Source organism: Streptomyces sp. NPDC050416 (assembly GCF_044458845.1).
Classification (GTDB): Bacteria; Actinomycetota; Actinomycetes; order Streptomycetales; family Streptomycetaceae; genus Streptomyces.
This window is the reverse complement of sequence record NZ_JBITII010000011.1, coordinates 1-23739: the sequence shown is the minus strand read 5'-3', so window position 1 is coordinate 23739 and position 23739 is coordinate 1. Positions and strand designations below refer to the sequence as shown.

21 protein-coding genes, 1 rRNA gene and 1 riboswitch are annotated in these 23739 nt (G+C 69.6%); of the genes, 7 read left to right on the top strand and 15 right to left on the bottom strand.

The annotated features are described in order from the left end of the window. Positions 1–5 precede the first annotated feature (5 nt). Both ACIBL4_RS29715 and ACIBL4_RS29710 read right to left on the bottom strand, forming a co-directional pair. Complete coding sequence (locus ACIBL4_RS29715; protein WP_399414873.1) at positions 6–1004, bottom strand: carbohydrate ABC transporter permease; 999 nt, start codon at positions 1002–1004, stop codon at positions 6–8. Between the two features lie 6 nt (positions 1005–1010). After that, entirely contained in the window at positions 1011–2303 is a 1293-nt protein-coding gene (locus tag ACIBL4_RS29710; protein ID WP_399414872.1) for an extracellular solute-binding protein, read from the bottom strand. 586 nt (positions 2304–2889) lie between these two features. Between ACIBL4_RS29710 and ACIBL4_RS29705 the strand changes: the two genes are divergently transcribed. Next, positions 2890–4869 carry an amino acid transporter gene (locus ACIBL4_RS29705; RefSeq protein WP_399414871.1) on the top strand — a complete coding sequence of 660 codons (1980 nt, stop codon included), beginning with the start codon at positions 2890–2892 and terminating at the stop codon, positions 4867–4869. Between the two features lies 1 nt (position 4870). Here ACIBL4_RS29705 and ACIBL4_RS29700 read toward each other — a convergent pair whose 3' ends face one another. Further along, positions 4871–5467: a DUF1707 domain-containing protein gene (locus ACIBL4_RS29700; RefSeq protein WP_399414870.1), complete on the bottom strand. Its 597-nt coding sequence runs from the start codon at positions 5465–5467 to the stop codon at positions 4871–4873. Positions 5468–5595: 128 nt separating this feature from the next. Here ACIBL4_RS29700 and ACIBL4_RS29695 point away from each other — a divergent pair, with 128 nt between their 5' ends. From ACIBL4_RS29695 to ACIBL4_RS29675, 5 genes are all read left to right on the top strand, one after another. Beyond that, the gene (locus tag ACIBL4_RS29695) at positions 5596–5991 is read left to right on the top strand and encodes a molybdopterin-binding protein (RefSeq protein WP_399414869.1); all 396 of its coding nucleotides are present in this window, start codon (positions 5596–5598) and stop codon (positions 5989–5991) included. A 163-nt stretch (positions 5992–6154) separates the two neighbouring features. Next, on the top strand, positions 6155–6958 hold the full coding sequence (modA, locus tag ACIBL4_RS29690; RefSeq protein WP_399414868.1) for a molybdate ABC transporter substrate-binding protein: 804 nt from the start codon (positions 6155–6157) through the stop codon (positions 6956–6958). Between the two features lie 8 nt (positions 6959–6966). Further along, positions 6967–7785: an ABC transporter permease gene (locus tag ACIBL4_RS29685; RefSeq protein ID WP_399415143.1), complete on the top strand. Its 819-nt coding sequence runs from the start codon at positions 6967–6969 to the stop codon at positions 7783–7785. Between the two features lie 85 nt (positions 7786–7870). After that, positions 7871–8956, top strand: a complete 1086-nt coding sequence (locus tag ACIBL4_RS29680) for an ABC transporter ATP-binding protein (protein ID WP_399414867.1) — start codon at positions 7871–7873, stop codon at positions 8954–8956. Positions 8957–8982: 26 nt separating this feature from the next. Further along, positions 8983–9402 carry a molybdopterin-binding protein gene (locus ACIBL4_RS29675; RefSeq protein WP_399414866.1) on the top strand — a complete coding sequence of 140 codons (420 nt, stop codon included), beginning with the start codon at positions 8983–8985 and terminating at the stop codon, positions 9400–9402. A 51-nt stretch (positions 9403–9453) separates the two neighbouring features. Here the strand turns inward: ACIBL4_RS29675 and gcvP are convergent, their stop codons facing one another. Beyond that, on the bottom strand, positions 9454–12339 hold the full coding sequence (gene gcvP / locus ACIBL4_RS29670) for an aminomethyl-transferring glycine dehydrogenase (RefSeq protein WP_399414865.1): 2886 nt from the start codon (positions 12337–12339) through the stop codon (positions 9454–9456). Positions 12340–12516: 177 nt separating this feature from the next. Continuing rightward, a riboswitch (glycine riboswitch) is annotated at positions 12517–12612 on the bottom strand. Between the two features lie 113 nt (positions 12613–12725). Here gcvP and ACIBL4_RS29665 point away from each other — a divergent pair. Next, a complete protein-coding gene (locus ACIBL4_RS29665; protein ID WP_399414864.1) occupies positions 12726–13100 on the top strand; it encodes a PRC-barrel domain-containing protein in 375 nt (124 codons plus the stop codon). Positions 13101–13117: 17 nt separating this feature from the next. Here ACIBL4_RS29665 and ACIBL4_RS29660 read toward each other — a convergent pair whose 3' ends face one another. The 11 genes from ACIBL4_RS29660 to rrf all read right to left on the bottom strand — a co-directional run. Beyond that, positions 13118–14524 carry a DNA polymerase IV gene (locus ACIBL4_RS29660; protein WP_399414863.1) on the bottom strand — a complete coding sequence of 469 codons (1407 nt, stop codon included), beginning with the start codon at positions 14522–14524 and terminating at the stop codon, positions 13118–13120. 134 nt (positions 14525–14658) lie between these two features. Then, positions 14659–15342 carry a MerR family transcriptional regulator gene (locus ACIBL4_RS29655; protein ID WP_399414862.1) on the bottom strand — a complete coding sequence of 228 codons (684 nt, stop codon included), beginning with the start codon at positions 15340–15342 and terminating at the stop codon, positions 14659–14661. Between the two features lie 317 nt (positions 15343–15659). Then, positions 15660–16133 (bottom strand): bifunctional nuclease family protein, encoded by a 474-nt coding sequence (locus tag ACIBL4_RS29650; protein WP_003988851.1) that lies wholly within the window; start codon positions 16131–16133, stop codon positions 15660–15662. Between the two features lie 84 nt (positions 16134–16217). After that, entirely contained in the window at positions 16218–16952 is a 735-nt protein-coding gene (locus ACIBL4_RS29645) for a MerR family transcriptional regulator (RefSeq protein WP_399414861.1), read from the bottom strand. Between the two features lie 51 nt (positions 16953–17003). Then, a complete protein-coding gene (locus ACIBL4_RS29640) occupies positions 17004–17945 on the bottom strand; it encodes an FHA domain-containing protein (RefSeq protein WP_399414860.1) in 942 nt (313 codons plus the stop codon). Positions 17946–18006: 61 nt separating this feature from the next. Continuing rightward, positions 18007–18969 (bottom strand): DUF881 domain-containing protein, encoded by a 963-nt coding sequence (locus ACIBL4_RS29635; RefSeq protein ID WP_399414859.1) that lies wholly within the window; start codon positions 18967–18969, stop codon positions 18007–18009. A gap of 5 nt (positions 18970–18974) precedes the next feature. Beyond that, complete coding sequence (locus ACIBL4_RS29630) at positions 18975–19307, bottom strand: small basic family protein (RefSeq protein WP_003988855.1); 333 nt, start codon at positions 19305–19307, stop codon at positions 18975–18977. Further along, on the bottom strand, positions 19304–20218 hold the full coding sequence (locus ACIBL4_RS29625) for a DUF881 domain-containing protein (protein ID WP_399414858.1): 915 nt from the start codon (positions 20216–20218) through the stop codon (positions 19304–19306). Before ACIBL4_RS29625 ends, ACIBL4_RS29630 begins: the two co-directional genes overlap by 4 nt. Positions 20219–20315: 97 nt before the next feature. Then, positions 20316–22811: a mannose-1-phosphate guanyltransferase gene (locus tag ACIBL4_RS29620; protein WP_279539736.1), complete on the bottom strand. Its 2496-nt coding sequence runs from the start codon at positions 22809–22811 to the stop codon at positions 20316–20318. 115 nt (positions 22812–22926) lie between these two features. Further along, a complete protein-coding gene (locus tag ACIBL4_RS29615) occupies positions 22927–23535 on the bottom strand; it encodes a CDP-alcohol phosphatidyltransferase family protein (protein WP_399414857.1) in 609 nt (202 codons plus the stop codon). Between the two features lie 109 nt (positions 23536–23644). Then, positions 23645–23739, bottom strand: a 5S ribosomal RNA gene (rrf, locus tag ACIBL4_RS29610); the annotation flags it as partial.

Below are 23739 nucleotides of genomic sequence, written 5' to 3'. Positions count from 1 at the left end.
GTGCGTCACTTTCCGTCTCCCCGCATGGTCGTGGTGGCCCCTTCCAGGTCGCGCCGGAGCACGAACCGCTGGTAGGCGAGGGCGAAGACGAGACTGATGCCGAACATGACCACGCTGATCGCGCTGGCGTAGCCGACCTGGTAGCGCTTGAAGCCGTACTGGAACATGGTCACGGCCATGGTCTCGGAGTGGTGGTCGGGTCCGCCCGCGGTGGTCACCCAGACCAGGTCGAAGAGCTGGATGGCTCCGATGACCGACAGGAAGACGCTGATGCGCAGGGTGGGCGCGAGCAGCGGCAGCGTGACGTTGCGGAAGCGCTGCCAGGGGCCGGCCCCGTCGATGAGGGCCGCCTCGGTCAGCTCCCTGGGGACGGCCTGCAGCCCGGCCAGGTACAGCATCATGTGGAAGCCGAAGTACTTCCAGGTCATGACCAGGAACAGGGTCGCCATGACGGTGGACGGATCGGCGAACCACTCCCCGCCCAGCCCGTCCAGGCCGACCTTGCCGAGGACCTGGTCGGCGAAGCCGTCGTCCGGGGCGAAGATCATGCCGAAGAGGATTCCGGTGATGGCCTCGGACAGGACGTACGGGGCGAAGAACAGCATCCGGTACACCGCCCGGCCGCGCATCCGCTGGTTGAGCAGGACGGCCATGGCAAGTGCGAACGGCAGCTGGACGACGAGCGACAGCACCAGCAGGACCAGGCAGCGCCACAGGTCGCCCAGGAAGACGTCGTCCTGGAAGAGCCGGGTGAAGTTCTCGCCGCCGATGTAGTCGGTGGGCATGCCGAAGCCGCCCCAGCGGAAGAACGCGGCGTACAGCGCGAACAGCATCGGCAGCAGGACGAGCCCCATGAACAGCACCAGGGCGGGCAGTTGGAAGCCGGCCGCGGTCAGCCAGTTCAGCGTCCGCCGCCGGGCCCGGCTCCGGGCCCGGTCCTTGGCCGGGGGTGGCGGGCCGGCGTCGCGGCCGGCCCGTTTGTCCGGCAGGTACGTGGAGGTCATCGCCGGTTACTGCTCTTCCTTCGTGGTCTTCGTGATCGACTGGGCGACCTGCCCGGGCGACTTCGACCCGGAGATGAGCGCGGCGACGCTGTCGTTGACCTCCTGGCCGACGGCGGGCGCGTACGCCTGGTCGAGGTAGAGCTGGAAGCCGGTGGCCTTCTTCAACTGCTCCTGTACGGCCTTGATGTTGGGGTCGGCGATGGCGCTCTCGGCCGCCGGGACCACGGGCAGGGTGCCGGTCTTCTTGACCAGTTCGATGTCGGTGGCCTCGGACGCGAAGAACTTCAGGAAGTCGACGGCCTCCTGCGGGGCACCCCGGCGCAGGGCGTGCCCGCCGCCTCCGCCGAACACTTCGGTGAGGGCGCCCTTGCCGCCCTCGACCGCGGGGAACGGGAAGAACCCGAGGTCCTTGCCGAGGCCCTTGCCCGCGTCGGCCTGCACCACCGGCGCCCACTGGCCCATGAGTTCCATGGCCGCCTTGCCGTTGCCGACGGCGGCGGCCTGGCCGGTGGGGCTGTTGTAGGCGGCGCCGAGGAAGCCCTTCTGGAACGGCTGGAGGCCGACGAGTTCCTCGAGGTGCTCGCCTGCCTCGACGAAGGGGGCGCCGGTGAAGTCCTTGTCGGCGTAGGCCTTCTCCAGAGCCTCGGCGCCGGCGGTGCGCATCGCCAGGTAGGCCCAGTAGTACATGCCGGGCCACTTCTCCTTGCCGGCCAGGGCCAGGGGCGTGACGCCGGCGGACTTCAGCTTGCGTACGGCGTCGAGGAAACCGCTCCAGGTGGTCGGGGGCGCGCTGATGCCGGCCTTCGCGAAGAGCGCCTTGTTGTACCAGAAGCCGATCATGCCGATGTCGAACGGGATGCCGTAGACCTTGTCGTCGATCAGGTACGGCTCCTTGGCGACCGGGAGCAGGGCGTCGCCCCAGGGCTTGGTCCGGTCCGTGAGGTCCTCGACGAGTCCGGCGTCGACCTGCTGCTTGAGTACGCCGCCGCCCCAGGTGTGGAAGATGTCGGGCAGCTTCCCGGAGGAGGTCAGGGCCGTCATCTTCGATTTGTAGGCGTCGTTCTCCATCTGGACGATCTTTATCTTGACCTTGGGATTCCGCGCCTCGAACTTCCGGGCGAGGGCGGCCCAGACGGTCTTGGCCGGCTCGGTGGTGGAGATGTTCCACCACTCGATCGTGGTCGTCCCCGACAACCCTCCGTCCGAGTCCCCGCCGCATGCGCTCAGTGTCGTCATTCCGAGACCGGCTGTGGCGGAGGCCGCCAGGAAGCCGCGGCGGGACAGTGCCGGGTCGCCCATCATGCGCTCCTTGGGTACGGGACGGCGCTCCCGCGTCCGTCCACTGGATCGAAAGTTTCGGAAGAGATCCAGAAAGCTTCGTTGATGCCGCACCCTAGAGACAGGCGCCAAACACTGGCAACCCCTTGTGCACGGTCAATCTCTCGCCGACGCACGGACCTTGACCGGCAACAGCCTTCCCAGCCCCGTCAGTCCCTTCGACGAGAGTCGGCGAAGTGTGCGAATGTTTCGGCTGATTTGGCGAACGTTACGAAGGTGCACTGTAGGTCTCCCCGCCTCCGGCGACAAGAAGGCCGGTGCCCCAACCCGCGCGGCCGCGATCACGCAGGGTGTTCAGGCCCCGACGGGCGCTCACCCCTCGCCCGCAGAGGAGCCTGCGACGGCTCGATCGGCGACCCCATGGGCCCTCAGCACGCGTTTTGACGCCCCACGCCTCCCCGCGACAGCCCCCGCCGCCAGTCTTAACGGAAGCTTGACGCGCTCAGTGACCTCATCCACAGGCCACCGCATCACGCTCCGCTTACGCTGATCGGGCCCGTCCAGTGATGGCCGGAACCACGCTGAACCGCACATCGGGAGCACGTCGATGGCCACCACTGAGCATTCGCCCCTCAGCCGTACCGACCCCGCTCCCTCCGGTCGCCTGCGCGCCTGGATGCTGGAGGGCCTGTCCGACATGGGCAAGGGCGGCGGCCACACCGGACCCCATGCCACACCGGAGCCCCCGCACAAGGGCCAGCGCTGGTGGCGGGTGATGTGCCTGACCGGCGTCGACTACTTCTCCACGCTCGGCTACCAGCCGGGCATCGCGGCCCTCGCCGCCGGACTGCTGTCGCCGGTCGCGACGATCGTTCTGGTGATCGTCACCCTGGCGGGCGCCCTGCCGGTCTACCGCCGGGTGGCCGAGGAGAGCCCGCACGGCGAGGGCTCGATCGCGATGCTGGAGCGGCTGCTCTCCTTCTGGCAGGGCAAGCTGTTCGTGCTGACCCTGCTGGGCTTCGCCGCCACCGACTTCCTGATCACCATCACACTGTCGGCCGCCGACGCCTCCACCCACCTCGTGGAGAACCCGCATCTGACCGGCGTCCTGCACGACAAGCAGATGCTGATCACGCTCGTCCTCGTGGCGCTGCTCGGCGCGGTGTTCCTCAAGGGCTTCCTGGAGGCGATCGGCGTCGCGGTCGCCCTGGTGGGCGCCTACCTCGCGCTCAACGTGGTCGTGGTGACCGTCGGCCTGTACCACGTGGTCACCGCGGGCCATGTGGTCACCGACTGGACCGGCGCCCTCACCACCCAGCACGGCAATGTGTTCGTCATGATCGGAGTGGCCCTGCTCGTCTTCCCGAAGCTGGCGCTCGGCCTCTCCGGTTTCGAGACCGGCGTGGCCGTGATGCCGCACGTCAAGGGCGACCCGGACGACACGGAGGCACGGCCGGCCGGCCGCATCCGCGACACGAAGAAGCTGCTCACCACTGCCGCCCTCGTCATGAGCGGCTTCCTGATCACCACCAGCTTCATCACCACCCTCCTCATCCCCGAGAAGGAGTTCCAGCCGGGCGGCCAGGCCAACGGCCGCGCGCTGGCCTATCTGGCGCACGACTACCTGGGCAACACCTTCGGCACCGTCTACGACGCCTCGACGATCGCCATCCTGTGGTTCGCCGGCGCCTCCGCGATGGCCGGCCTGCTCAATCTGATGCCGCGCTACCTGCCCCGCTACGGGATGGCCCCGCACTGGGCCCGTGCCGTCCGCCCCATGGTCATCGTCTTCACGCTGATCGCCTTCCTGGTCACGTGGATCTTCGACGCCGACGTCAACGCGCAGGGCGGCGCCTATGCCACCGGTGTGCTGGTCCTCATCAGCTCCGCCGCGATCGCGGTGACCATCGCCGCCCACAAGGCCCTGCAGCGGCACTGGACCATCGCCTTCGCGGTCATCTCCGCGGTGTTCCTCTACACGACCGTGGCGAACGTCATCGAGCGTCCGGACGGTGTGAAGATCGGCGCCTGCTTCATCGCCGGCATCATCCTTGTCTCCCTGCTGTCGCGGCTGGCCCGGTCGTTCGAGCTCCGGGTGACCAGCGTGACGCTGGACCCCATGGCGGAACGCTTCGTCCGGGACATGGCCAGCCGCAGGATGCGGTTCATCGCCAACGAGCCCGACCGGCGCGACATCGCGGAGTACCGCGACAAGATCGAGCAGATCCGGCAGGACAACGACGTACCCGGGCAGGAGGACTTCGTCTTCGTCGAGGTGACGGTCACCGACCCGTCCGAGTTCGAGGCGGGCCTGACCGTACGCGGCGAGGTGCTCCACGGCCGCTACCGCGTCCTGACCCTGGAGTCCTCTTCCGTCCCCAACGCCCTGGCCGCGCTCCTGCTGTATGTCCGCGACATGACCGGCCGCACCCCGCACATCTACTTCGAGTGGACCGAAGGCGGCCCCTTCGCCAACCTCCTGCGTTTCTTCCTGTTCGGCCAGGGCGAGGTCGCCCCGGTGACCCGCGAGGTCCTGCGCGAGGCGGAACCGGACCGCAAGCGGCGGCCGAAGGTGCACGTGGGCTGAGTCAGCCCTTGGGTCTGCGCCGGCCGAAGCCCCTGCGGGGCGGACGCACCACGATCTGCCCGTAGTTGATCTCACCGGTGATCCGCACGCGCAGCACGACCGGGGCGTCGGCCGCCCCGCGCGCCTTGATCCGGGAGAAGTTCGTCACCAGCCCGCCGGTGTCCACCACGACCCCCGGCCGGGTCAGCAGCTTCAGGGCGCCGCCCCGCATGTCCAGGTCGATGTCCAGCGTGTCCTGGGTGATCACCGCGTCGGTGAAGTCGAGCGTCACCTCGCCCCACGCCGACCGGATCTCCAGCCCCCGCGGGACCACCCAGCCGTCACCGCGCCGGGTCGAGGATCCCTCCTGCTCGATCCGGACGACCTCCTGCGCCTCGACACCCCTCCCGGCCGTCTCCTCGGGCAGATCCGCGGTCAGCACGGCGAGTTCGCCCACCGTACGGGCGGACAGCGCGGCCTCCAGCCGCTCGTCGAGCTCCTCCAAGGTCAGCCGGCCGTCGCCCGCGGCGACGCGCAGCACGTCCACCACCCGGTCCCGGTCCGCATGCGAGGCCCTCACCTCGGGTGGTCCACCGGTACGCGAGAGGTCCCCCGCCATCACATCACCCCGATCTCCCCGGGCACGGCACGAGGCCCGCCCACTCGACGACTAACGCTATATCGCGTTATACCCAACGGCCAACCCCGCATCCGCCGTTCCCGCCGCGCGCCCCTATCGTGACCGGCATGCAGTCCTACACGATCGGCCAGGCAGCACGACTGCTCGGCGTGAGCCCGGACACCGCCCGGCGCTGGGCGGACGCGGGCCGCATCACCACCCACCGCGACGAGGCCGGGCGGCGGCTCGTCGACGGGCGGGACCTGGCCGCGTTCTCCGTCGAACTCGCCAGGTCCGGCACCGCCGAGGAGGGCGCCCCGTACACCTCGGCCCGCAACGCCTTCCCCGGCATCGTCACCGCGATCAAGCTCGGTGACGTCGCCGCGCAGGTGGAGATCCAGGCCGGCCCGCACCGCCTCGTCTCCCTGCTCACCCGCGAGGCCGTCGAGGAACTGGGCCTGGAGGTCGGCATGGAGGCGACGGCCCGCGTGAAGTCGACGAACGTCCACATCGACCGGGTCTGAGACCGTCCGAGGCCCGTGGAAACGCACATACACACCCAGCTGCCTGCTTCCCCTGGCTCATGCGAAGTCACAGCAGACTTCCCCCTCGCAGATGCGTCAGTATGATCGGCGTATCGAGGAGCTTGCGGGCTCTTCCGCCGTACACCGAGGGAGTGGCCCCCAGATGACCCGTACCGCGCACCGGACTCGCCGGATCCTCCAGGTCGCCGGTGCGTCCGCAGCCGCGCTGCTGACTCTGAGCGCCTGCTCCTCCGCCACGGGCTCGGACAAGGGCTCCTCCTCCGCCAAACCCTCCGGCACGGTCACCGTCTTCGCCGCCGCCTCGCTGGAGGAGAGCTTCAAGGCCCTGGGCAAGACGTTCGAGAAGCAGCACCCGGGCACGAAGGTCACCTTCAACTTCGGCGGCAGCGACACCCTCGCCGCCAGCATCACCAGCGGGGCCCCGGCCGATGTCTTCGCCGCCGCCAGCACCAAGACCATGGCGACCGTGACCGACCAGCAGGACGCGGCGGGCACGCCGGTCACCTTCGTCCGCAACCGGCTGGAGATCGCCACGCCGCCCGGCAACCCCGACCGGATCTCCTCCCTGAAGGACCTCACGAAGCCCGGCCTGAAGGTCGTCCTGTGCGACAAGAGGGTGCCGTGCGGTGCCGCCGCCCGGAAGGCGCTGGACGCCGGCGGCCTGAAGCTCACCCCCGTCTCGTACGAACAGGACGTCAAGAGCGCCCTGACGAAGGTGGAGCTGAAGGAGGCCGACGCCGCCGTCGTCTACAAGACCGACGTGCGGGCGGCGGGTGACAAGGTGAAGGGCGTGGACTTCCCCGAGTCGGCCCAGGCCGTCAACGACTATCCGATCGCCCTGCTCAAGAACGCCCCCAACCCCAAGACCGCGAAGGCGTTCGTCGCGCTGGTGCGGTCCCCCGAGGGCCGGAAGGTGCTGTCCGAGGCCGGGTTCCTCAAGCCGTGACCGACACGCTGGAAAGCCGACCCCGCCGCGATCCCCACCGCGGCCGGACCCGGTCGGTGCCAGTGCCCCTGCTGGTGCCCGCCCTGATCGGCCTGGCGTTCCTGCTCCTGCCCCTGATCGCCCTGCTCGTACGGGCGCCCTGGCGCAGCCTCCCCGAGCAGCTGACGAGCCCCGAGGTGTGGGAGGCACTCCGGCTCTCACTCGTCTGTGCCACGGCGGCGACGGTCCTGAGCCTGGTCGTCGGCGTGCCCCTGGCCTGGCTGCTGGCCCGCACGCGGTTCCCCGGCCGGGGTTTCGTACGGGCCCTGGTGACGCTGCCGTTGGTGCTGCCGCCGGTGGTGGGCGGTGTGGCCCTGCTGCTCGCCTTCGGGCGCAACGGGGTCATCGGGCAGTGGCTCGACTCCTGGTTCGGGATCACCCTGCCCTTCACCACGACGGGTGTCGTCCTCGCCGAGACGTTCGTGGCGATGCCGTTCCTCGTCATCAGCGTGGAGGGCACCCTGCGGGCCGCCGACCCGCGCTACGAGGAGGCGGCCACCACTCTGGGCGCCTCCCGCTTCACCGCGTTCCGCCGGGTCACCCTGCCGCTGATCGCGCCGGGCATCGCGGCCGGTGCCGTACTGGCCTGGGCCCGGGCCCTGGGCGAGTTCGGCGCGACGATCACCTTCGCGGGCAACTTCCCGGGCCGCACCCAGACCATGCCGCTGGCGGTCTACCTGGCCCTGCAGAACGACCCGGCGGCGGCGATCGCCCTCAGCCTGGTCCTGCTGGCGGTGTCCATCGCGGTCCTGGCGGCCCTGCGCGACCGCTGGGTGACGGCGTCGTGATGTCCGGAACCGACTGCCGGAAGAGGGTCTTCGGGCATCGCCCGAGTCCGGATGACCGCTCCCTGACACCCTGGACGCGCTCCTCATGACCAAGACGACCGACCGCGACGGCACAGCACCCGCCCTCCTCTCCGAAGGCCTCGACGCCCACCTCGTCGTCGACCGCGGCACCTTCCGCCTGGACGTCACACTCACCGCCGCCCCCGGAGAGGTCGTCGCCCTGCTCGGCCCGAACGGCGCCGGCAAGACCACGGCCCTGCGCGCACTCGCGGGGCTCACGCCCCTCACGTCGGGTCGTCTGCGGCTGGACGGCACCCGGCTGGACGCCATGGCGCCCGAGTCGCGCCCCGTCGGCGTCGTCTTCCAGGACTACCTGCTCTTCCCTCATCTGACCGCCCTGGACAACGTCGCCTTCGGCCCGCGCTGCCGGGGTGCGAGCAAGGCCGAGGCGCGTGCCCGGGCCGCGGAGTGGCTGGACCGGATGGGTCTGGCCGACCACGCCGGCGCCAAGCCCCGCCGTCTGTCGGGAGGCCAGGCCCAGCGCGTGGCCGTGGCCCGGGCCCTGGCCACCCGGCCCCGGCTGCTGCTGCTGGACGAGCCCCTCGCCGCGCTCGACGCCCGCACCCGTCTGGAGGTGCGCGCCCAGCTCCGGCGCCATCTCGCCGAGTTCGAGGCCGTGGCCGTCCTCGTCACGCACGACCCGCTGGACGCCATGGTGCTGGCCGACCGCCTGGTCGTCGTCGAGAACGGCCACGTCGTCCAGGAGGGCACGCCCTCCCACATCGCCCGCCACCCCCGCACGGACTACATCGCCCGGCTCGTCGGCCTCAACCTCTACCGGGGACACGCCGAGGGCCACGCCGTCCAGCTCGACACGGGCCCCGCCATCACGACCACCGAAGAGCTCTCCGGCCCGGCCTTCGTGGCGTTCCCGCCCGGCGCCGTGACGCTGTACCGCGAACGCCCCACGGGCTCCAGCGCCCGCAACCTGTGGCGCTGCGAGGTCGCCGGGCTGGAGACGCACGGCGACCAGATCCGCGCGGACCTCACCGGCGAACTCGCCCTGACCGCCGACCTCACCACGGTCGCCGCGGCCGAACTCGACCTGCATCCCGGCGCCCCGGTCTGGGCGACGGTCAAGGCGACGCAAACGCACGCATACCCGGCATAAGGAACTCGCCGGGCTACCGTGCCCCCATGAGCCTGAGCATCCGCAACCAGCTCCCCGGCACCGTCACCACCGTCACGCCGGGCGAGGCCATGGCGACGGTCAGGGTCCGCCTCACCGGCGGCCAGTCCCTCACCGCGGCGATCACCCGCGAGGCGGCGGACGACCTCGGTCTGGCGCCGGGCACCGTCGTACGCGCCCTGGTCAAGTCGACGGAGGTCTCACTGGCCACCGCCCCCGTCGAGGGCCTGTCCATCCGCAACCGGCTCCCCGGCACGGTCGCGGACATCGCGACCGGCGACGCCATGGCGTCCGTCCGGATCACCGTCGAGGGCGGCGAACTGACCGCCGCGATCACCAGGGACGCCGCGGACGACCTCGCCCTGTCGGCCGGAACCCCCGTCGTCGCCCTGATCAAGTCGACCGATGTGTCCCTCGCCGCCGAATGACGGGAGAGGCCCCGCACCGCGGAGCCCCTCCCACTCGACCTGTCTGGTCGGTCAGTCCTCGTACGCGTCCAGCGGCGGGCAGGAGCAGACCAGGTTCCTGTCGCCGAAGGCCTGGTCGATGCGGCGAACCGGCGGCCAGTACTTGTCGGCGACCGCGACCCCGGCCGGGAAGACGGCCTCCTCACGGCTGTAGGCGTGCTCCCACTCCCCGGCGAGCGTCCCGGCCGTGTGCGGGGCGCCCCGCAGCGGGTTGTCGTCCGCGGGCCACTCACCGGAGCCGACCTTCTCGATCTCCGCGCGGATGGCGATCATCGCCTCGCAGAACCGGTCCAGCTCGGTCAGGTCCTCCGACTCGGTCGGCTCGATCATCAGCGTCCCGGCCACCGGGAACGACATCGTCGGCGCGTGGAAGCCGTAGTCGATCAGCCGCTTGGCGACGTCGTCGACGCTCACTCCGGTCGCCTTGGTCAGCGGCCGCAGGTCGATGATGCACTCGTGCGCGACGAGCCCGCCGGGGCCGGTGTAGAGCACCGGGTAGTGCGGCTCCAGGCGCTTGGCGATGTAGTTGGCGCTGAGCACGGCCACCTGCGTGGCCCGCTTCAGCCCCTCGCCGCCCATCAGCCGGACGTACGCCCAGGAGATGGGCAGGATGCCGGCGGAACCCCACGGCGCCGCGGAGATGGGACCGACCCCCGTCTCCGGGCCCGCCTCCGGCTGGAGCGGGTGGTTCGGCAGGTACGGCGCGAGGTGCTCACGCACCGCCACCGGACCGACGCCCGGACCGCCGCCGCCGTGCGGGATGCAGAAGGTCTTGTGCAGGTTCAGGTGCGAGACGTCACCGCCGAAGTGCCCCGGCTTGGCGAGCCCCACGAGCGCGTTGAGATTGGCCCCGTCGACGTAGACCTGCCCGCCCGCCTCGTGCACCTGCGCGCAGATCTCGGAGACGTGCTCCTCGAACACCCCGTGCGTGGACGGGTAGGTGATCATCAGCACCGACAGCTCGTCGCGGTACTGCTCGATCTTGGCCCGCAGGTCCTCGACGTCGATCTCGCCGTCGTCGGCGGTCTTCACGACGACGACCTTCATGCCCGCCATCACCGCGCTCGCGGCGTTGGTCCCGTGCGCCGACGACGGGATCAGGCACACGGTGCGCTGTCCGTCCCCGTTGGCCCGGTGGTACCCGCGTACGGCGAGCAGCCCGGCCAGCTCGCCCTGCGAACCGGCGTTGGGCTGGAGGGACACCTTGTCGTACCCGGTGACCTCGGCGAGACGGTCCTCCAGCTCTCGGATGAGCGTGAGGTAACCCGCGGCCTGCTCGGCGGGCGCGAAGGGGTGCAGCTGCCCGAACTCGGGCCAGGTGACCGGCTCCATCTCCGTGGTCGCGTTGAGCTTCATGGTGCAGGAGCCCAGCGGGATCATGCCCCGGTCGAGCGCGTAGTCACGGTCGGCCAGTCGGCGCAGGTAGCGCAGCATGGCCGTCTCGGAGCGGTGCTGGTGGAAGACGGGGTGCGTCAGGTACTCGTCGGTCCGCAGCAGGGCGTCCGGAAGCCCGTCTTCCGTGGTCGCGTCCAGCGCCTCGATGACCCCCTCGACCCCGAAGGCGGCCCACACGGCACGCAACTGGGCCCGGGTCGTGGTCTCGTCGCAGGCGATCGAGACGTGGTCGGCGTCGACGAGACGCAGGTTGACCCCGCTCTCCCGCGCGGCGGCCACGACGTCGGCGGCCCGGCCCTCGACCCGCACGGTCAGCGTGTCGAAGTAGGAGCCGTGCACGACCTCGACCCCGCCGTTCGCGAGCCCGGCGGCGAGAACCGTGGCATACCGGTGGGTGCGCCGCGCGATGCCCTTCAGGCCCTCCGGCCCGTGGTAGACGGCGTACATGCCGGCCATGACGGCGAGCAGCACCTGGGCGGTGCAGATGTTGCTGGTGGCCTTCTCGCGGCGGATGTGCTGCTCACGCGTCTGGAGCGCCAGCCGGTACGCCCTGTTCCCGTCGGCGTCCACGGAGACACCGACGAGCCGCCCGGGCAGGCTGCGCGCCATCTTCTCCTTGACCGCCATGTAGCCGGCGTGCGGACCGCCGAAGCCCATCGGCACACCGAAGCGCTGCGTCGTCCCGACGGCGATGTCCGCGCCGAGCTCACCGGGCGACTTCAGCAGCGTCAGCGCGAGCAGATCGGCGGCGACGGTGACGAGCGCTCCGAGTTCGTGCGCCTGGTCGATGACCGGCTTGATGTCGCGTACGGCTCCGGAGGCGCCCGGGTACTGGATCAGCACGCCGTTGATCTCGCGCTCGGCGATCTCGGCGGGGATGCCCTCCCCGAGGTCGGCGACGACGACGTCGACGCCGGCCGGTTCGGCCCGGGTCTGGATCACGGCGATGGTCTGCGGCAGCGCGTCCGCGTCGACCAGGAACAGGCCCTTCTTGTTCTTGCCGAGGCGCCGCGACAGCGCCATGGCCTCGGCGGCCGCGGTGCCCTCGTCGAGCAGGGAGGCACCGGAGGTGGGCAGTCCGGTGAGGTCGGCGACCATGGTCTGGAAGTTGAGCAGCGCCTCGAGCCGCCCCTGCGAGATCTCCGGCTGGTACGGCGTGTAGGCCGTGTACCAGGCCGGGTTCTCCATGACGTTGCGCATGATGACCGGCGGCGTGAACGTGCCGTAGTACCCGAGTCCGATCATGGAGCCGAGGACCTGGTTGCGGTCGGCGAGCGAGCGCAGCTCGGCGATCACCTCGGCCTCGCTGCGGGCGCCCGGCAGGTCCAGCGCCTCGGTGCTCTTGATCACGGCCGGGACCGCGGCGGCTGTGAGCTCGTCCAGCGAGCCGTAGCCGACCTGCGCGAGCATCTTGGCGCGGGCCTCGTGGTCGGGGCCGATGTGACGCTGCTCGAAGGGAACTGCCTCTTCGAGTTCGGAGAGCGGGATGCGATGGGCGGTCATTTGCGGAGGCCTCCTGGTCTGACACGACCTTCGAGGGGCACCACGGCACGGGTACCCGAACGGCCTCCCCCTCTGTCATCTCGACCTGAGAGCTTCACCGGATCGCCCGAAGGCCTCCGGCTTTCACCGTCGGTGAGAGCGGAAGCCGTCGACACCCGCCCTGCTTTCCAGAGTGACCTCGTCCGTGCGGTACGTGAGCCTGAGAGATTCCGGGGAGGATTTGCTCCTTCGGCGCCTCCGATGGTGTCTGGAGGACTCTCCCGCACGGGGTCAGCAGCCGCTGCCAGCGTACCAGCGCGGTCCACGCACGAACCTTCGAGTGGCCACCTCTCCGATTGTGCCGTTTCGTAGTGCTTACGGATGAGTTGCGACCACGTGGAGGGCCCGTGCGAACCGATATCGATCCGCGCAACCTGATCGGCCGCAAGGCGTTCGACCGCAACGGAACCAGGATCGGCACGATCGACGAGGTCTACCTCGACGACGCCACCGGCGAGCCGGAGTGGGCGGCCATACGGACCGGCCTGTTCAGCAGGGACGCTTTCGTCCCCCTCGAGCCCAGTGAACTGATCGACGGCGCCCTCCACGTGCCCTTCGACCGCGCCCTGATCAAGGACGCCCCCGACTTCGGCGTGGGCCGACACCTCTCCCCCGAACAGGAACTCCAGCTCTACCACCACTACGGCCTCGACGTCACCGCGCCTCCCTCGCTGCCCGACCACGACTTCGGCAAGCTGGCGGGCACGGACGAGACGGCCTGAAGCCCCGACCGGCCGGCCTAGGGGGCAGCGGACCGCACCCCCACAGCCCCGGCCCCGCCCTCCGGCCCACCGCGGCTCTCCTCCGGAGTCGATAACACCAGCGGCAACGGATCCGCCGGTTCCAGGTCCGGGTCGTCGACCCGGAAGGTCCGCACTCGCCCGGGCTCGGAGCCGGGCGTCTCGAACCGCACGGTGACCCGCCCCAGACCGCTGCCCTGCACCCATCCGTGCCCGAACAGGGCGTGCCGTACGTCGTGCCCGGCGGGCCACCGCCGCTCGGCGAGCGCCGGCTGCTCCTCGGCCGGCGCCACGGCGTCCTCCTCGAGGGGCCCTTCCGCCTCCGGCCGCTCCCCTGCCGCCTGCGCGAAGAGATCCTCCTGTGTGTAGTCGGCGAGCCCGCTGACGCCCACCCCGAGCAGCCGCACACCGCCCGTCGTGTCGACCGAGTCGAGCAGCCGGGCCGCCGCCTCGCGGATCACCCCGGGATCGTCCGTCGGCCCGCGCAGCGTCTCGGACCGGGTAAGCGTCGAGAAGTCGTACCGCCGCACCTTCAGCACGATCGTCCGCCCGGACAGCCCGGCCCCGCGCAGCCGCCGCACGCAGCGGTCGGCCAGACGCTGCACCTCGAGACCGACCCGCACCCGGTCGTGGATGTCCACGTCGTACGTGTCCTCGACCGACACCGACTTCGCCTCCCGCTCCGCCACGACAGGCCGGTCGTCCCGCGCCAGCGCCATGGCGTACAGGCCGTGCCCGTGCGACTTTCCCAGCAGCCGGACCATCTCGTCCTCACCCGCCTCGACGATCTCCTCGATCGTGGTGATCCCGGCCCGCCGCAGATGATCGCCCGTCGCCGGCCCGACCCCGGGCAGCGTCCGCACCGACATCGGCCCGAGCATCGCCCGCTCGGTCCCCGGCTCGATCACCACCAGCCCGTCCGGCTTGGCTTGCTCCGAGGCGATCTTCGCGAGCATCTTGGAAGCGGCGAGCCCCACCGATCCCGTGAGTCCGGTGACGGCCCGTATGTCCGCGCGCAGCTGCCCCCCGACCAGCCGCGCCGACTGCTCGTCCCAGGCCGCTCCCCCGGCTTCCAGGTCCACGAACGCCTCGTCCAGGCTCAGCGGCTCCACCAGCGGCGACAGCGCCCGCAGCAGCTCCATCACCCGCTCGCTGATCGCCTTGTAGAACCCGAAGCGCGGCACGAGATACGCGGCGTTGGGCGCCAGCCGCCGGGCCTGCCCCATCGGCATCGCCGAATGCACACCGAAGACCCTCGCCTCGTACGACGCCGTGGCCACGACGCCCCGCGGCCCGAGCCCGCCCACGACGACGGCCTTCCCGCGCAGGCTCGGCTTGGACGCCTGCTCCACCGAGGCGAAGAAGGCATCCATGTCGAGATGCAGGATCGTGGGCGCGGTTCTCACATCTCCGATGCTGCCCTACGCCACTGACAACGCCCCGGACAACCGCCCTGACACCCCCCGGGGGAAACCGCTTGCCGCCCGGCGCGGAAACGTCCCGCCTGCAACGGCCAGGGGGCACCGCACTGCCGGACGGTTCAGACGGCCCGGTTCCGCCGCCGCGCCAGCTCGTCCGCCGGGTTGGGCCCGACCAGCGTCTCGCCGGTGTCGATCCGCTCCCCGTGCAGCTGGGACAGCGCGCTCTCCACGTCCCGCCACACCACGCCCACGGCGATCCCGAAGACGCCCTGGCCTCCCTGGAGCAGCGCGTGGACCTCGTCCGGCGAGGTGCACTCGTAGACCGTCGCCCCGTCACTCATCAGCGTCATCCGCTCCAGATCGCGGAAACCGCGTTCTCTGAGGTGCTGGACGGCCGTGCGGATGTTCTGGAGCGACACCCCGGTGTCGAGGAACCGCTTGACGATCTTCAGGACGACGACGTCCCGGAAGCTGTACAGCCGCTGCGTCCCCGACCCGTAGGCGGGGCGCACACTCGGCTCGACGAGGCCGGTGCGGGCCCAGTAGTCCAGCTGCCGGTAGGTGATACCGGCGGCCGCGCAGGCCGTGGGGCCCCGATAGCCGATCTGCTCGGACGCCATGGACGTCGTCCCTCCGCTGCTCGGCACAGCCGTCGGTCGCTGCGGAACGTGATCAGCCACCCCGCCGGGCTGGGGACACCCCCCGCTCGGGCGGAGCCGTGAGCCCGGGGGAGGGTACGGACCGCTCGCCCTGAGACTGCGCTCGGGGCCACCCCCAGCCGTACCGTCGCCGCTGCTTCTCACGCCGACCTCCGTCCTTGACCTGCCCTCTCGACGGTAGGCAGTCACCGGGGGTGCGTCAACGATCGCCACACTCGCCACGCCGAGTGATAATCACCCTAAGAGTGGTTTCCCGTGCCCCACCGCGGGGAAAGGCTAGCCGAATGCCCCCGATGCGGGCCGCGTGACGCTCTCACTCGCCTCCGGCACATGCGGGCATTTCACCCGTCACACACACGGCGGGCGGCCCTGCTGCGGACCACATCGTCCGCCGGGCCGCCCACACGCCTCACTGGCCTCTGGCACTCCCCGGTCATCCGGCTCTCACCGGGATCCGGAACTCACTGGCTGCTGCTGCCGAAGTCCTCCGGGGAGATCTGGTCGAGGAACTCGCGGAACTTCTCCACCTCGTCCTCCTGCTCGTCCGGGATCGCGATACCGGCGTCGTCGAGCACCGTGTCACTGCCGTAGATCGGCGTTCCGGTGCGCAGGGCCAGCGCTATGGCGTCGGACGGGCGGGCGCTCACCTCGACGCCGCTGGCGAAGACGAGCTCCGCGTAGAAGACGCCCTCACGCAGGTCCGTGATGCGCACTTCCGTGAGCTCCTGGCCGACCGCCTCCAGCACGTCCTTGAACAGATCGTGGGTCAGCGGCCGCGCAGGAGCCATGCCCTGCTGGGCGAAGGCGATCGCCGTCGCCTCACCCGGTCCGATCCAGATGGGGAGGTAACGGTCGCCTCCCACTTCACGCAGCAGCACGATCGGTTGGTTGGAGGGCATTTCCACCCGGACACCTACGACATCGAGCTCGTTCACACAGCAACCCTAGGCCGTGCTCGGGATGTTTGGGTAGTCGGGCCGGGAACGGGCGCCTGTTCCGGTCGCCCACGGCCGGCCGTCTCAGGGCAGCCGCACACCCAGCGCCGTCTGCACCAAGGCGGCATGCAGCCTCACCGTGAGCCCCGCCAGCTCCTTGGCACGGGCCTCCGCGTGAGCCCTGGTCTGCGGGTTCCGGTGCCGCTTCAGCGGGGCCACCACCTGGTCCACGAGCCCGGCCTCGCGGTCGGCGGCGGCCTTCATCACCCGCAGGTGCCGCGGCTCGATCCCGAACCGCCTCAGCTCGGCGATCAGCGAGGCCACCGTGACCGCCTCCGCGTCGTACACCCCGTCCACCAGGGGGGTGACGAGCCCGTACGACTCCCACTCTCCGAGCTCCTCCTCGCCGACGCCGGCGGCGGCGAGGAGCTCCTCACGCCCGATCCTGGCCGCCGTGGGCGCCTCGGGGAACTCGGGGACGCTCTCGCCGTCACGCTGACGGCCCAGCGTCGGCAACTGGACGGCCTCACCGCGCTCCATGGCGTCCAGATGCTCGCGGATCACCTTCAGGGGCAGATAGTGGTCCCGCTGCATCCTCAGGACATGGCCGAGGCGCTCGACGTCATGGGCGCTGAACTTGCGGTACCCCGACGGGGTCCGCTGTGGCTCGATGAGCCCCTCCGCCTCCAGAAAACGGATCTTGGAGATGGTGACCTCGGGGAACTCGTCGCGCAGCACGTTCAGCACCGTGCCGATGCTCATCAGCCTGTCCGTGGCGGCGGCGCCGTGCCCGGCACCGCCGCTCGGTGTTTGAAGCATGGACCTTCCCTGACGGACGGACCTTCGCGGGCTTCCCCGGACGGAATCCGGTCAGTAGCCCCGCTGGCTGGCGTAGAAGACCAGCCGGTACTTGCCGATCTGCACCTCGTCGCCGTTGTTCAGGGCGACCTGGTCGATCCGCTCGCGGTTCACGTACGTGCCGTTCAGGCTGCCCACGTCAGCCACCGTGAACGAGCCGTCCTGACCTCGGCGGAACTCCACATGGCGCCGGGAGACCGTCACGTCGTCCAGGAAGATGTCGCTCTGCGGATGACGCCCGGCCGTGGTCAGATCGCCGTCCAGCAGGAAGCGGCTGCCCGAGTTCGGCCCGCGGCGCACGACCAGGAGCGCGGAGCCCAGCGGCAGCGCGTCGACGGCCGCCTGCGCCTCGGGGGACAGCGTCGGCATCGGCGTCTGGCCGGTGGTCTCGCTGTCGTAGGCCTCGAGACCGGAGATGGAGATCGTGGAGGTCGTCTCGGACGGACGCTCCGCCGCCGCCCCCGCCCGCAGCGGCGCGCCGCAGTTGGAGCAGAAGCGGCTGTTCTCCGCGTTGCGGTTACCGCACCTCGTACACACCAGGGCCGACATCGGATCCTCCTGCCGCGGCTGCCCACCGGGGGCATTGGACGCATACGGGTCGGAAAACCCTCCACCCGCACTTGAGGTTGACGGTTGCCCGAAACCTATGCCGCCGGGCTGCGCGGGGTCAACCGACGGCGCGCCCTGACCTCCGGAAACGTCACCGACCTGGTCCCGGAACAGCGGCCGCTGGCCCTCCGCGTCAGGCTGTGCGCGATGGCGAGCGGTCGCATTGTCGCTGCCTTCTCGCGCGCTCTTGCCGAACAACTTCGCAAACAACTTCACGGGCGATTCCCCTTGACCGAAACAGACCCGCCCGTGGGGCAGGACGAACCCTGACTGAACACTCTGGCCGACCCGGACATCCTGACAACGTCCGTCTGCACCAGACAGTTTCCACCACGCACCACCCATTCGGTGCGCCGACCCCCCGCAACCTCATGCCCTAGCCCGACCTCGCCCATGCACCCCCGGTTCACTGGGAGGACGACCGAGCGTAGTCAGGCCGCTTCACCTGCCGCAAGGCGTCCACGACGATCTTGGTCGACCGCTCGATGGTGACCGTGGCGTGTTCCTTCTCGAGAGTCTGCACCACGCCTCCGGGGATGTTGAGCGCCGGCTCGAGATCCTGCGGCTTGCCGATGACCTTGAAACGATAGGGCGCGTTGATCTTGTTCCCGTCGACGCCCACGCCCTTGCCGGAGTCCGCCAGGTACGTGCCCGCGACGACCCGCACGCCGTTCACCTGGATCGCCTCGGCACCTGCCGCGCGCAGCTCCTGCACCGCGTCGAGCAGCATGTCCGCCTCGACCGTGCCCTTGGTGTCCTCGATGGTCATGGTGATGCCGGGCCCCTGCGCGGCCACGGTGCCGGCCAGGATGCCGAGTTGCCTCTCCTTCTCGACCGTCTGCTTCCGGGCCTCCTCGGCCTGGTCCGAGCTGTTCTCCAGCTCGTCGCGCTGCTTCTCGAGGCCCTGCTTCTCGTCCTCAAGACGCTGCGTACGGTCGTCCAGTTCATCGAGGATGCGGACGAGATCTTCCTGCCGTGCCCCGCGCAGCGCGCTGTCACTGTCGCTGTGCGAGGCCACCTGCACGGCCAGCCCGAACCCGAGGCCGAACAGCAGCAACGCGACGATGAGTTGGGCCCGTGAGACCCGCGGTGGCCACAGCCCCTTCACCAGCCGCTGCCGACCGGTCAGCCTCGGCTCGGACTCGGGACCGGGCCCGGGAGCCGTCTGCGGTTCGGGCTCAGGTTCAGGTTCTGCTTCCCGTGCTGGTGCTGATTTTGCTTCAGGGGCGTCCTGGGCGGCCGGCGCCGGCGCGGACACCTCGTGGGGCAGTTCCCTGCGCAGCCGGTTCCCGGACTCGCCGTTCCTGTCACGCTGGTCCGCGCGCGTGCCGCCGTTCTCCTCGGGGCGCTTGTCGTCGTGCTCGCTCATCGGCCTCACGCCCGGAACACGTGCCGGCGGATCGCCGCGGCGTTGGAGAAGATCCGGATACCGAGGACGACCACCACACCGGTGGACAGCTGGGCACCCACGCCCAGCTTGTCCCCCAGGAACACGATCAACGCGGCCACCACCACGTTCGACAGGAACGACACCACGAAGACCTTGTCGTCGAAGATGCCGTCGAGCATGGCCCGCAGGCCACCGAAGACGGCGTCGAGCGCCGCCACGACAGCGATCGGCAGATAAGGCTCGACCACCGCCGGAACCTCAGGCCGGACCAACAGGCCGGCCACGACTCCCACGACGAGGCCCAGTACGGCGATCACGATGTGCCCTTCTCGCTCTTCTCAATGCTCGGCTGTGCTGTACGTACGATCACACTCGGCGCGGCAGGCAGCCGGAGGTCGTCCTCCACGGAGATGCCTGTCCTGATGCCGTAACTCTCCTGGAGCGCGTTCAGATACAGCCCGTCCGCGCTGTCCTGGAACCGAGTGCTCAGCCGCTGCCCGTCCCCCACCGCGAGCACCGTGTACGGCGGCACCAGCGGCTTGTTGTCGACCAGTATCGCGTCCCCCGCTGCCCTGATCGCGGACAGGGCCGTCAACCGCTGTCCGTTGATGGAGACGGCCTCGGCGCCCGACTCCCACAGCCCGTTGACCACGCGCTGCATGTCCCGGTCGCGCACCCGGCCCGTGTCGGAGAACCCGGTGGTCTCACGCGGGTCGCCGTCACCACCCGAGCCGGCTTCCTTGGCGTCGTTCACCACGAGCTTCACTCCGGGGCCGTGCACAGCGGTGGCGCCCGACAGGATGCCCACGATGTCGGACTCGGCGCTTCCACCGCTGTGCTTCAGGGCCTCCCGCTGGCGCGCGCTCACGTCCTCGCGCAGCCGGTCGACGGAGTCCTCCAGCTTGTCCGCCGCCTCGGTCTCCCGGTCGATCCGGTCGACCAGTTCCTCCCGCTCCTTGGCGACGACCGGAGCGGCGACGCGCGCCTGGGCCGCTCCCAAGGTCACGACGAGGGCCGCCAGCACCAGGCCGGCAGCGAGTCCCAGCTTCGCCCTGAGCGTCCTCGGCATGCCACCGTCGCCCGCGGCCTTCTTGCGCGCGGCGGCCTCGGCGTATCCGTCGTCGAGGCTGTGGTCCATGACGTTGGTGATCAACGACATGGACGCGTCCGGGCGCCGGGGCCGCGTCGGTGTGCTCCGAATGGGGGGTTGCTGCGGCATGCCGCACATCGTCGCACGTCGCGGCCACTACCTCCGAAACGGCCCCACGGCGTGCCGGACAGGCCCCGTTGGGGACACTTGTCCGGCACGCACGCGTGCAGCCCGTTTACCGGCCGGCGCTGTCCACGACCGCTGACCACTCGTCCAGCAGGGCCTGCGCGGAAGCGTCGTCCGGCCCCTCGGCCCACAGGTGGGTGACGGCCTCCGCCGGGTCGGGCAGCACCATCACCCAACGACCGTCCGTCTCCACCACCCGCACGCCGTCCGTGGTGTCCACGAACCGGTCTCCGGCCGCCTCGACGACCCGCCGCATCACGAGTCCCTTGACGGCCCACGGAGTCGCCAGATCCCGCTTCAGAACGTGCGCCCGCGGGATCCGCGCGTCGATCTGGCTGAGCGTGAGCTGCGTCCGCGCCACGAGCCCGATGAGCCGTACGAACGCCGCGGTGGCGTCGTACACGCTGCTGAACTCGGGGACGATGAACCCGCCCTTGCCGTCACCACCGAAGATCGTCCCTTCCTCACCACCCACGCGTGTGAGGTCGTCGGGAGACGTGGTCGTCCACTCGACCTGGGTCCCGTGGTACGCCGCCACCTGCTCGGCGATCCGGGTCGTGGTCACCGGCAGCGCGACCCGGCCGCTGCGCCGCTCAGCCGCGATGAGGTCGAGCATCACGAGCAGCGCCCGGTCGTCCTCGATGATGCGGCCCTTCTCGTCGACGAGGGACAGCCGCTCACCGACTGGATCGAACCGCACCCCGAACGCGGCCCCCGAGGACGCCACGATCTCTCCGAGACGCACCATCCCCGACCGCCGCATGTCGGCCGTCTCCGTCGGCCTGGACTCGTCGAGACCGGGATTGATCGTCAGCGAGTCGACACCGAGCTTGCCCAGCAGACTCGGCAGGACGAGTCCCGCACTACCGTTGGAGGCGTCGACGACGACCTTCAGGCCGGAGTCCGCGATCCCGGTGGTGTCGACGTTCCGCAGCAGCGACCCCGTGTACGAGTCGAAGACACTCGCCGGGAAGTGCAGGTCACCGATCTCCCCGGGGAACGCACGCCGGTACTCCTGCCGCGCGAACACCCGGTCCAGCTTCCGCTGGCTGCCCTGCGACAGGTCGGCGCCCTGCCCGTCGAAGAACATGATGTCGACGGAATCCTGCACCCCGGGCGTCGTACGGATCATGATCCCGCCCGCACTGCCGCGCGCCGTCTGCTGCCGGGCCACCGGCAGCGGCACGTTCTCCAGGTCCCGTACGTCGATGGCACTGGCCTGCAGCGCGGAGATCACCGCCCGCTTCAGCGCGCGGGCACCACGCGAGTGGTCGCGGGCCGTAGTGACGGTCGAGCCCTTTTTCAGGGTGGTCGCATAGGCACCGGCAAGCCGCACCGCCAGCTCCGGCGTGATCTCCACATTCAGGATTCCGGACACACCACGGGCGCCGAAGAGGTGTGCCTGTCCCCTGGATTCCCAGATGACGGAGGTGTTGACGAAGGCACCGGCTTCGATGGTCTTGAACGGATAGACCCGCACATTGCCCTGAACGATCGATTCTTCACCGATCAGGCACTCATCGCCGATGACCGCGCCGTCCTCGATCCGCGCCGCGCGCATGATGTCGGTGTTCTTCCCGACCACGCAGCCACGCAGATTGCTGTGGGGTCCCACGTAGACGTTGTCGTGAACGACGGCCTTGTGCAGGAAAGCGCCGCTCTTGACGACCACGTTGGAGCCCACGACGGTGTGCTCACGGATTTCGGCGCCGGCTTCGACCTTGGCGTAGTCCCCGATGTACAGCGGACCTCGGAGGACGGCGTCGGGATGGACCTCGGCCCCTTCGGCGACCCACACCCCGGCGGAGATCTCGAATCCGTCGATGTCGACGTCGACCTTGCCCTCCAGGACGTCGGCCTGGGCCTTCACGTAGCTCTCGTGGGTGCCGACGTCCTCCCAGTAACCCTCGGCGACGTAGCCGTAGATGGGCTTGCCTTCCTTCATCAGCTGCGGGAAGACATCGCCGGACCAGTCGACGGGCACGTCGGGCTCGACGTAGTCGAAGACCTCGGGCTCCATCACGTAGATGCCGGTGTTCACGGTGTCGGAGAAGACCTGGCCCCAGGTGGGCTTCTCGAGGAAGCGCTCCACCTTGCCTTCCTCGTCGACAATGGTGATACCGAATTCCAGCGGATTGGGCACACGCGTCAGACAGACCGTGACCAGTGCACCCTTCTCCTTGTGGAAATTGATGAGCTCGGTGAGGTCGAAATCCGTCAGCGCATCGCCCGAGATGACGAGGAAGGCATCGTCCTTCAGCGCTTCTTCGGCGTTCTTGACGCTTCCGGCGGTACCGAGTGGCTTCTCCTCATTGGCATAGGTGAGCTCCATACCGAGCTCTTCGCCGTCGCCGAAGTAGTTCTTGACGAGCGAGGCCAGGAACTGGACAGTTACGACTGTTTCGTTGAGCCCATGCCTTTTGAGCAGCCGCAGCACATGCTCCATGATCGGGCGATTGGCCACGGGCAGGAGCGGCTTGGGCATGCTTGAGGTCATGGGGCGAAGACGCGTGCCTTCGCCTCCGGCCATCACGACGGCCTTCATGTCGGAAGCGTCCTCCTTGAAGAGACGACGGTCTAGCCGACTTCCCCCGCGAGGATTGTCCCGCACTTTTCCACCACGGGCCATCGCACCGCTTCAGTGGGAGCAATCCGCGAGTTCAATCGGACATGGCGTCCGCACGGACCAGGCGGCGGACTTGTACTACGTAGAGGACTCCTGCCCACCAGTACAGCGTTGTACCCCATCCAGCGAACGCCCATCCGAAAATAGCAGCCAGTGACGAGATCCAACCACTTCCGTCGCTGAGCAGGAGCAGCGGGAAGGCATACATCAAGTTGAAGGTGGCGGCCTTGCCCAGGAAGTTCACCTGGGGCGGCGGATAGCCGTGCCGGCGGAGGATGCCCACCATCACCAGGAGAACCAGCTCCCGCGCCAGAAGTACAGCGGTCAACCAGAGGGGCAGAATCTCGCGCCAGGTGAGGCCGACCAATGTCGAAAGAATGTAGAGCCGGTCGGCCGCGGGGTCGAGGAGCCGACCGAGGCTGCTGATCTGGTTCCAGCGTCGCGCGAGCTTGCCATCCAGGTAGTCACTGATGCCGCTCAGGGCCAGCACCAGAAGTGCCCAGCCGTCACTCTTGGGCCCACCGAACTCAGGCCGCAGAATCAGCCACAGGAAGAGGGGCACGCCGACGAGGCGCGCCATGCTGAGGATGTTCGGGATGGTGAGCACACGGTCCGTCTGGACGCGAGTCTCCTGAACCTCCACCCGGGGGCCTCCTGTGGGAAACGTGCCAACGATGCTCCCTGACCTTACCTCAACGCAAAAAAGCTCTGGCTCTCGGGCTGAGTGCCCAAGAGCCAGAGCTCTAAAGGGAGTTCGGCGGCGTCCTACTCTCCCACAGGGTCCCCCCTGCAGTACCATCGGCGCTGTAAGGCTTAGCTTCCGGGTTCGGAATGTAACCGGGCGTTT

What these genes read in the sequence shown, in the direction of transcription:
- ACIBL4_RS29715 (WP_399414873.1), bottom strand. Translation starts at nt 1,004, where the DNA reads ATGACCTCCACGTACCTGCCGGACAAACGGGCCGGCCGCGACGCCGGC.
- ACIBL4_RS29710 (WP_399414872.1), bottom strand. Translation starts at nt 2,303, where the DNA reads ATGGGCGACCCGGCACTGTCCCGCCGCGGCTTCCTGGCGGCCTCCGCC.
- ACIBL4_RS29705 (WP_399414871.1), top strand. Translation starts at nt 2,890, where the DNA reads ATGGCCACCACTGAGCATTCGCCCCTCAGCCGTACCGACCCCGCTCCC.
- ACIBL4_RS29700 (WP_399414870.1), bottom strand. Translation starts at nt 5,467, where the DNA reads ATGGCGGGGGACCTCTCGCGTACCGGTGGACCACCCGAGGTGAGGGCC.
- ACIBL4_RS29695 (WP_399414869.1), top strand. Translation starts at nt 5,596, where the DNA reads ATGCAGTCCTACACGATCGGCCAGGCAGCACGACTGCTCGGCGTGAGC.
- modA (WP_399414868.1), top strand. Translation starts at nt 6,155, where the DNA reads ATGACCCGTACCGCGCACCGGACTCGCCGGATCCTCCAGGTCGCCGGT.
- ACIBL4_RS29680 (WP_399414867.1), top strand. Translation starts at nt 7,871, where the DNA reads ATGACCAAGACGACCGACCGCGACGGCACAGCACCCGCCCTCCTCTCC.
- ACIBL4_RS29675 (WP_399414866.1), top strand. Translation starts at nt 8,983, where the DNA reads ATGAGCCTGAGCATCCGCAACCAGCTCCCCGGCACCGTCACCACCGTC.
- gcvP (WP_399414865.1), bottom strand. Translation starts at nt 12,339, where the DNA reads ATGACCGCCCATCGCATCCCGCTCTCCGAACTCGAAGAGGCAGTTCCC.
- ACIBL4_RS29645 (WP_399414861.1), bottom strand. Translation starts at nt 16,952, where the DNA reads ATGCTTCAAACACCGAGCGGCGGTGCCGGGCACGGCGCCGCCGCCACG.
- ACIBL4_RS29640 (WP_399414860.1), bottom strand. Translation starts at nt 17,945, where the DNA reads ATGGGTGGTGCGTGGTGGAAACTGTCTGGTGCAGACGGACGTTGTCAG.
- ACIBL4_RS29635 (WP_399414859.1), bottom strand. Translation starts at nt 18,969, where the DNA reads ATGAGCGAGCACGACGACAAGCGCCCCGAGGAGAACGGCGGCACGCGC.
- ACIBL4_RS29625 (WP_399414858.1), bottom strand. Translation starts at nt 20,218, where the DNA reads ATGTGCGGCATGCCGCAGCAACCCCCCATTCGGAGCACACCGACGCGG.
- ACIBL4_RS29620 (WP_279539736.1), bottom strand. Translation starts at nt 22,811, where the DNA reads ATGAAGGCCGTCGTGATGGCCGGAGGCGAAGGCACGCGTCTTCGCCCC.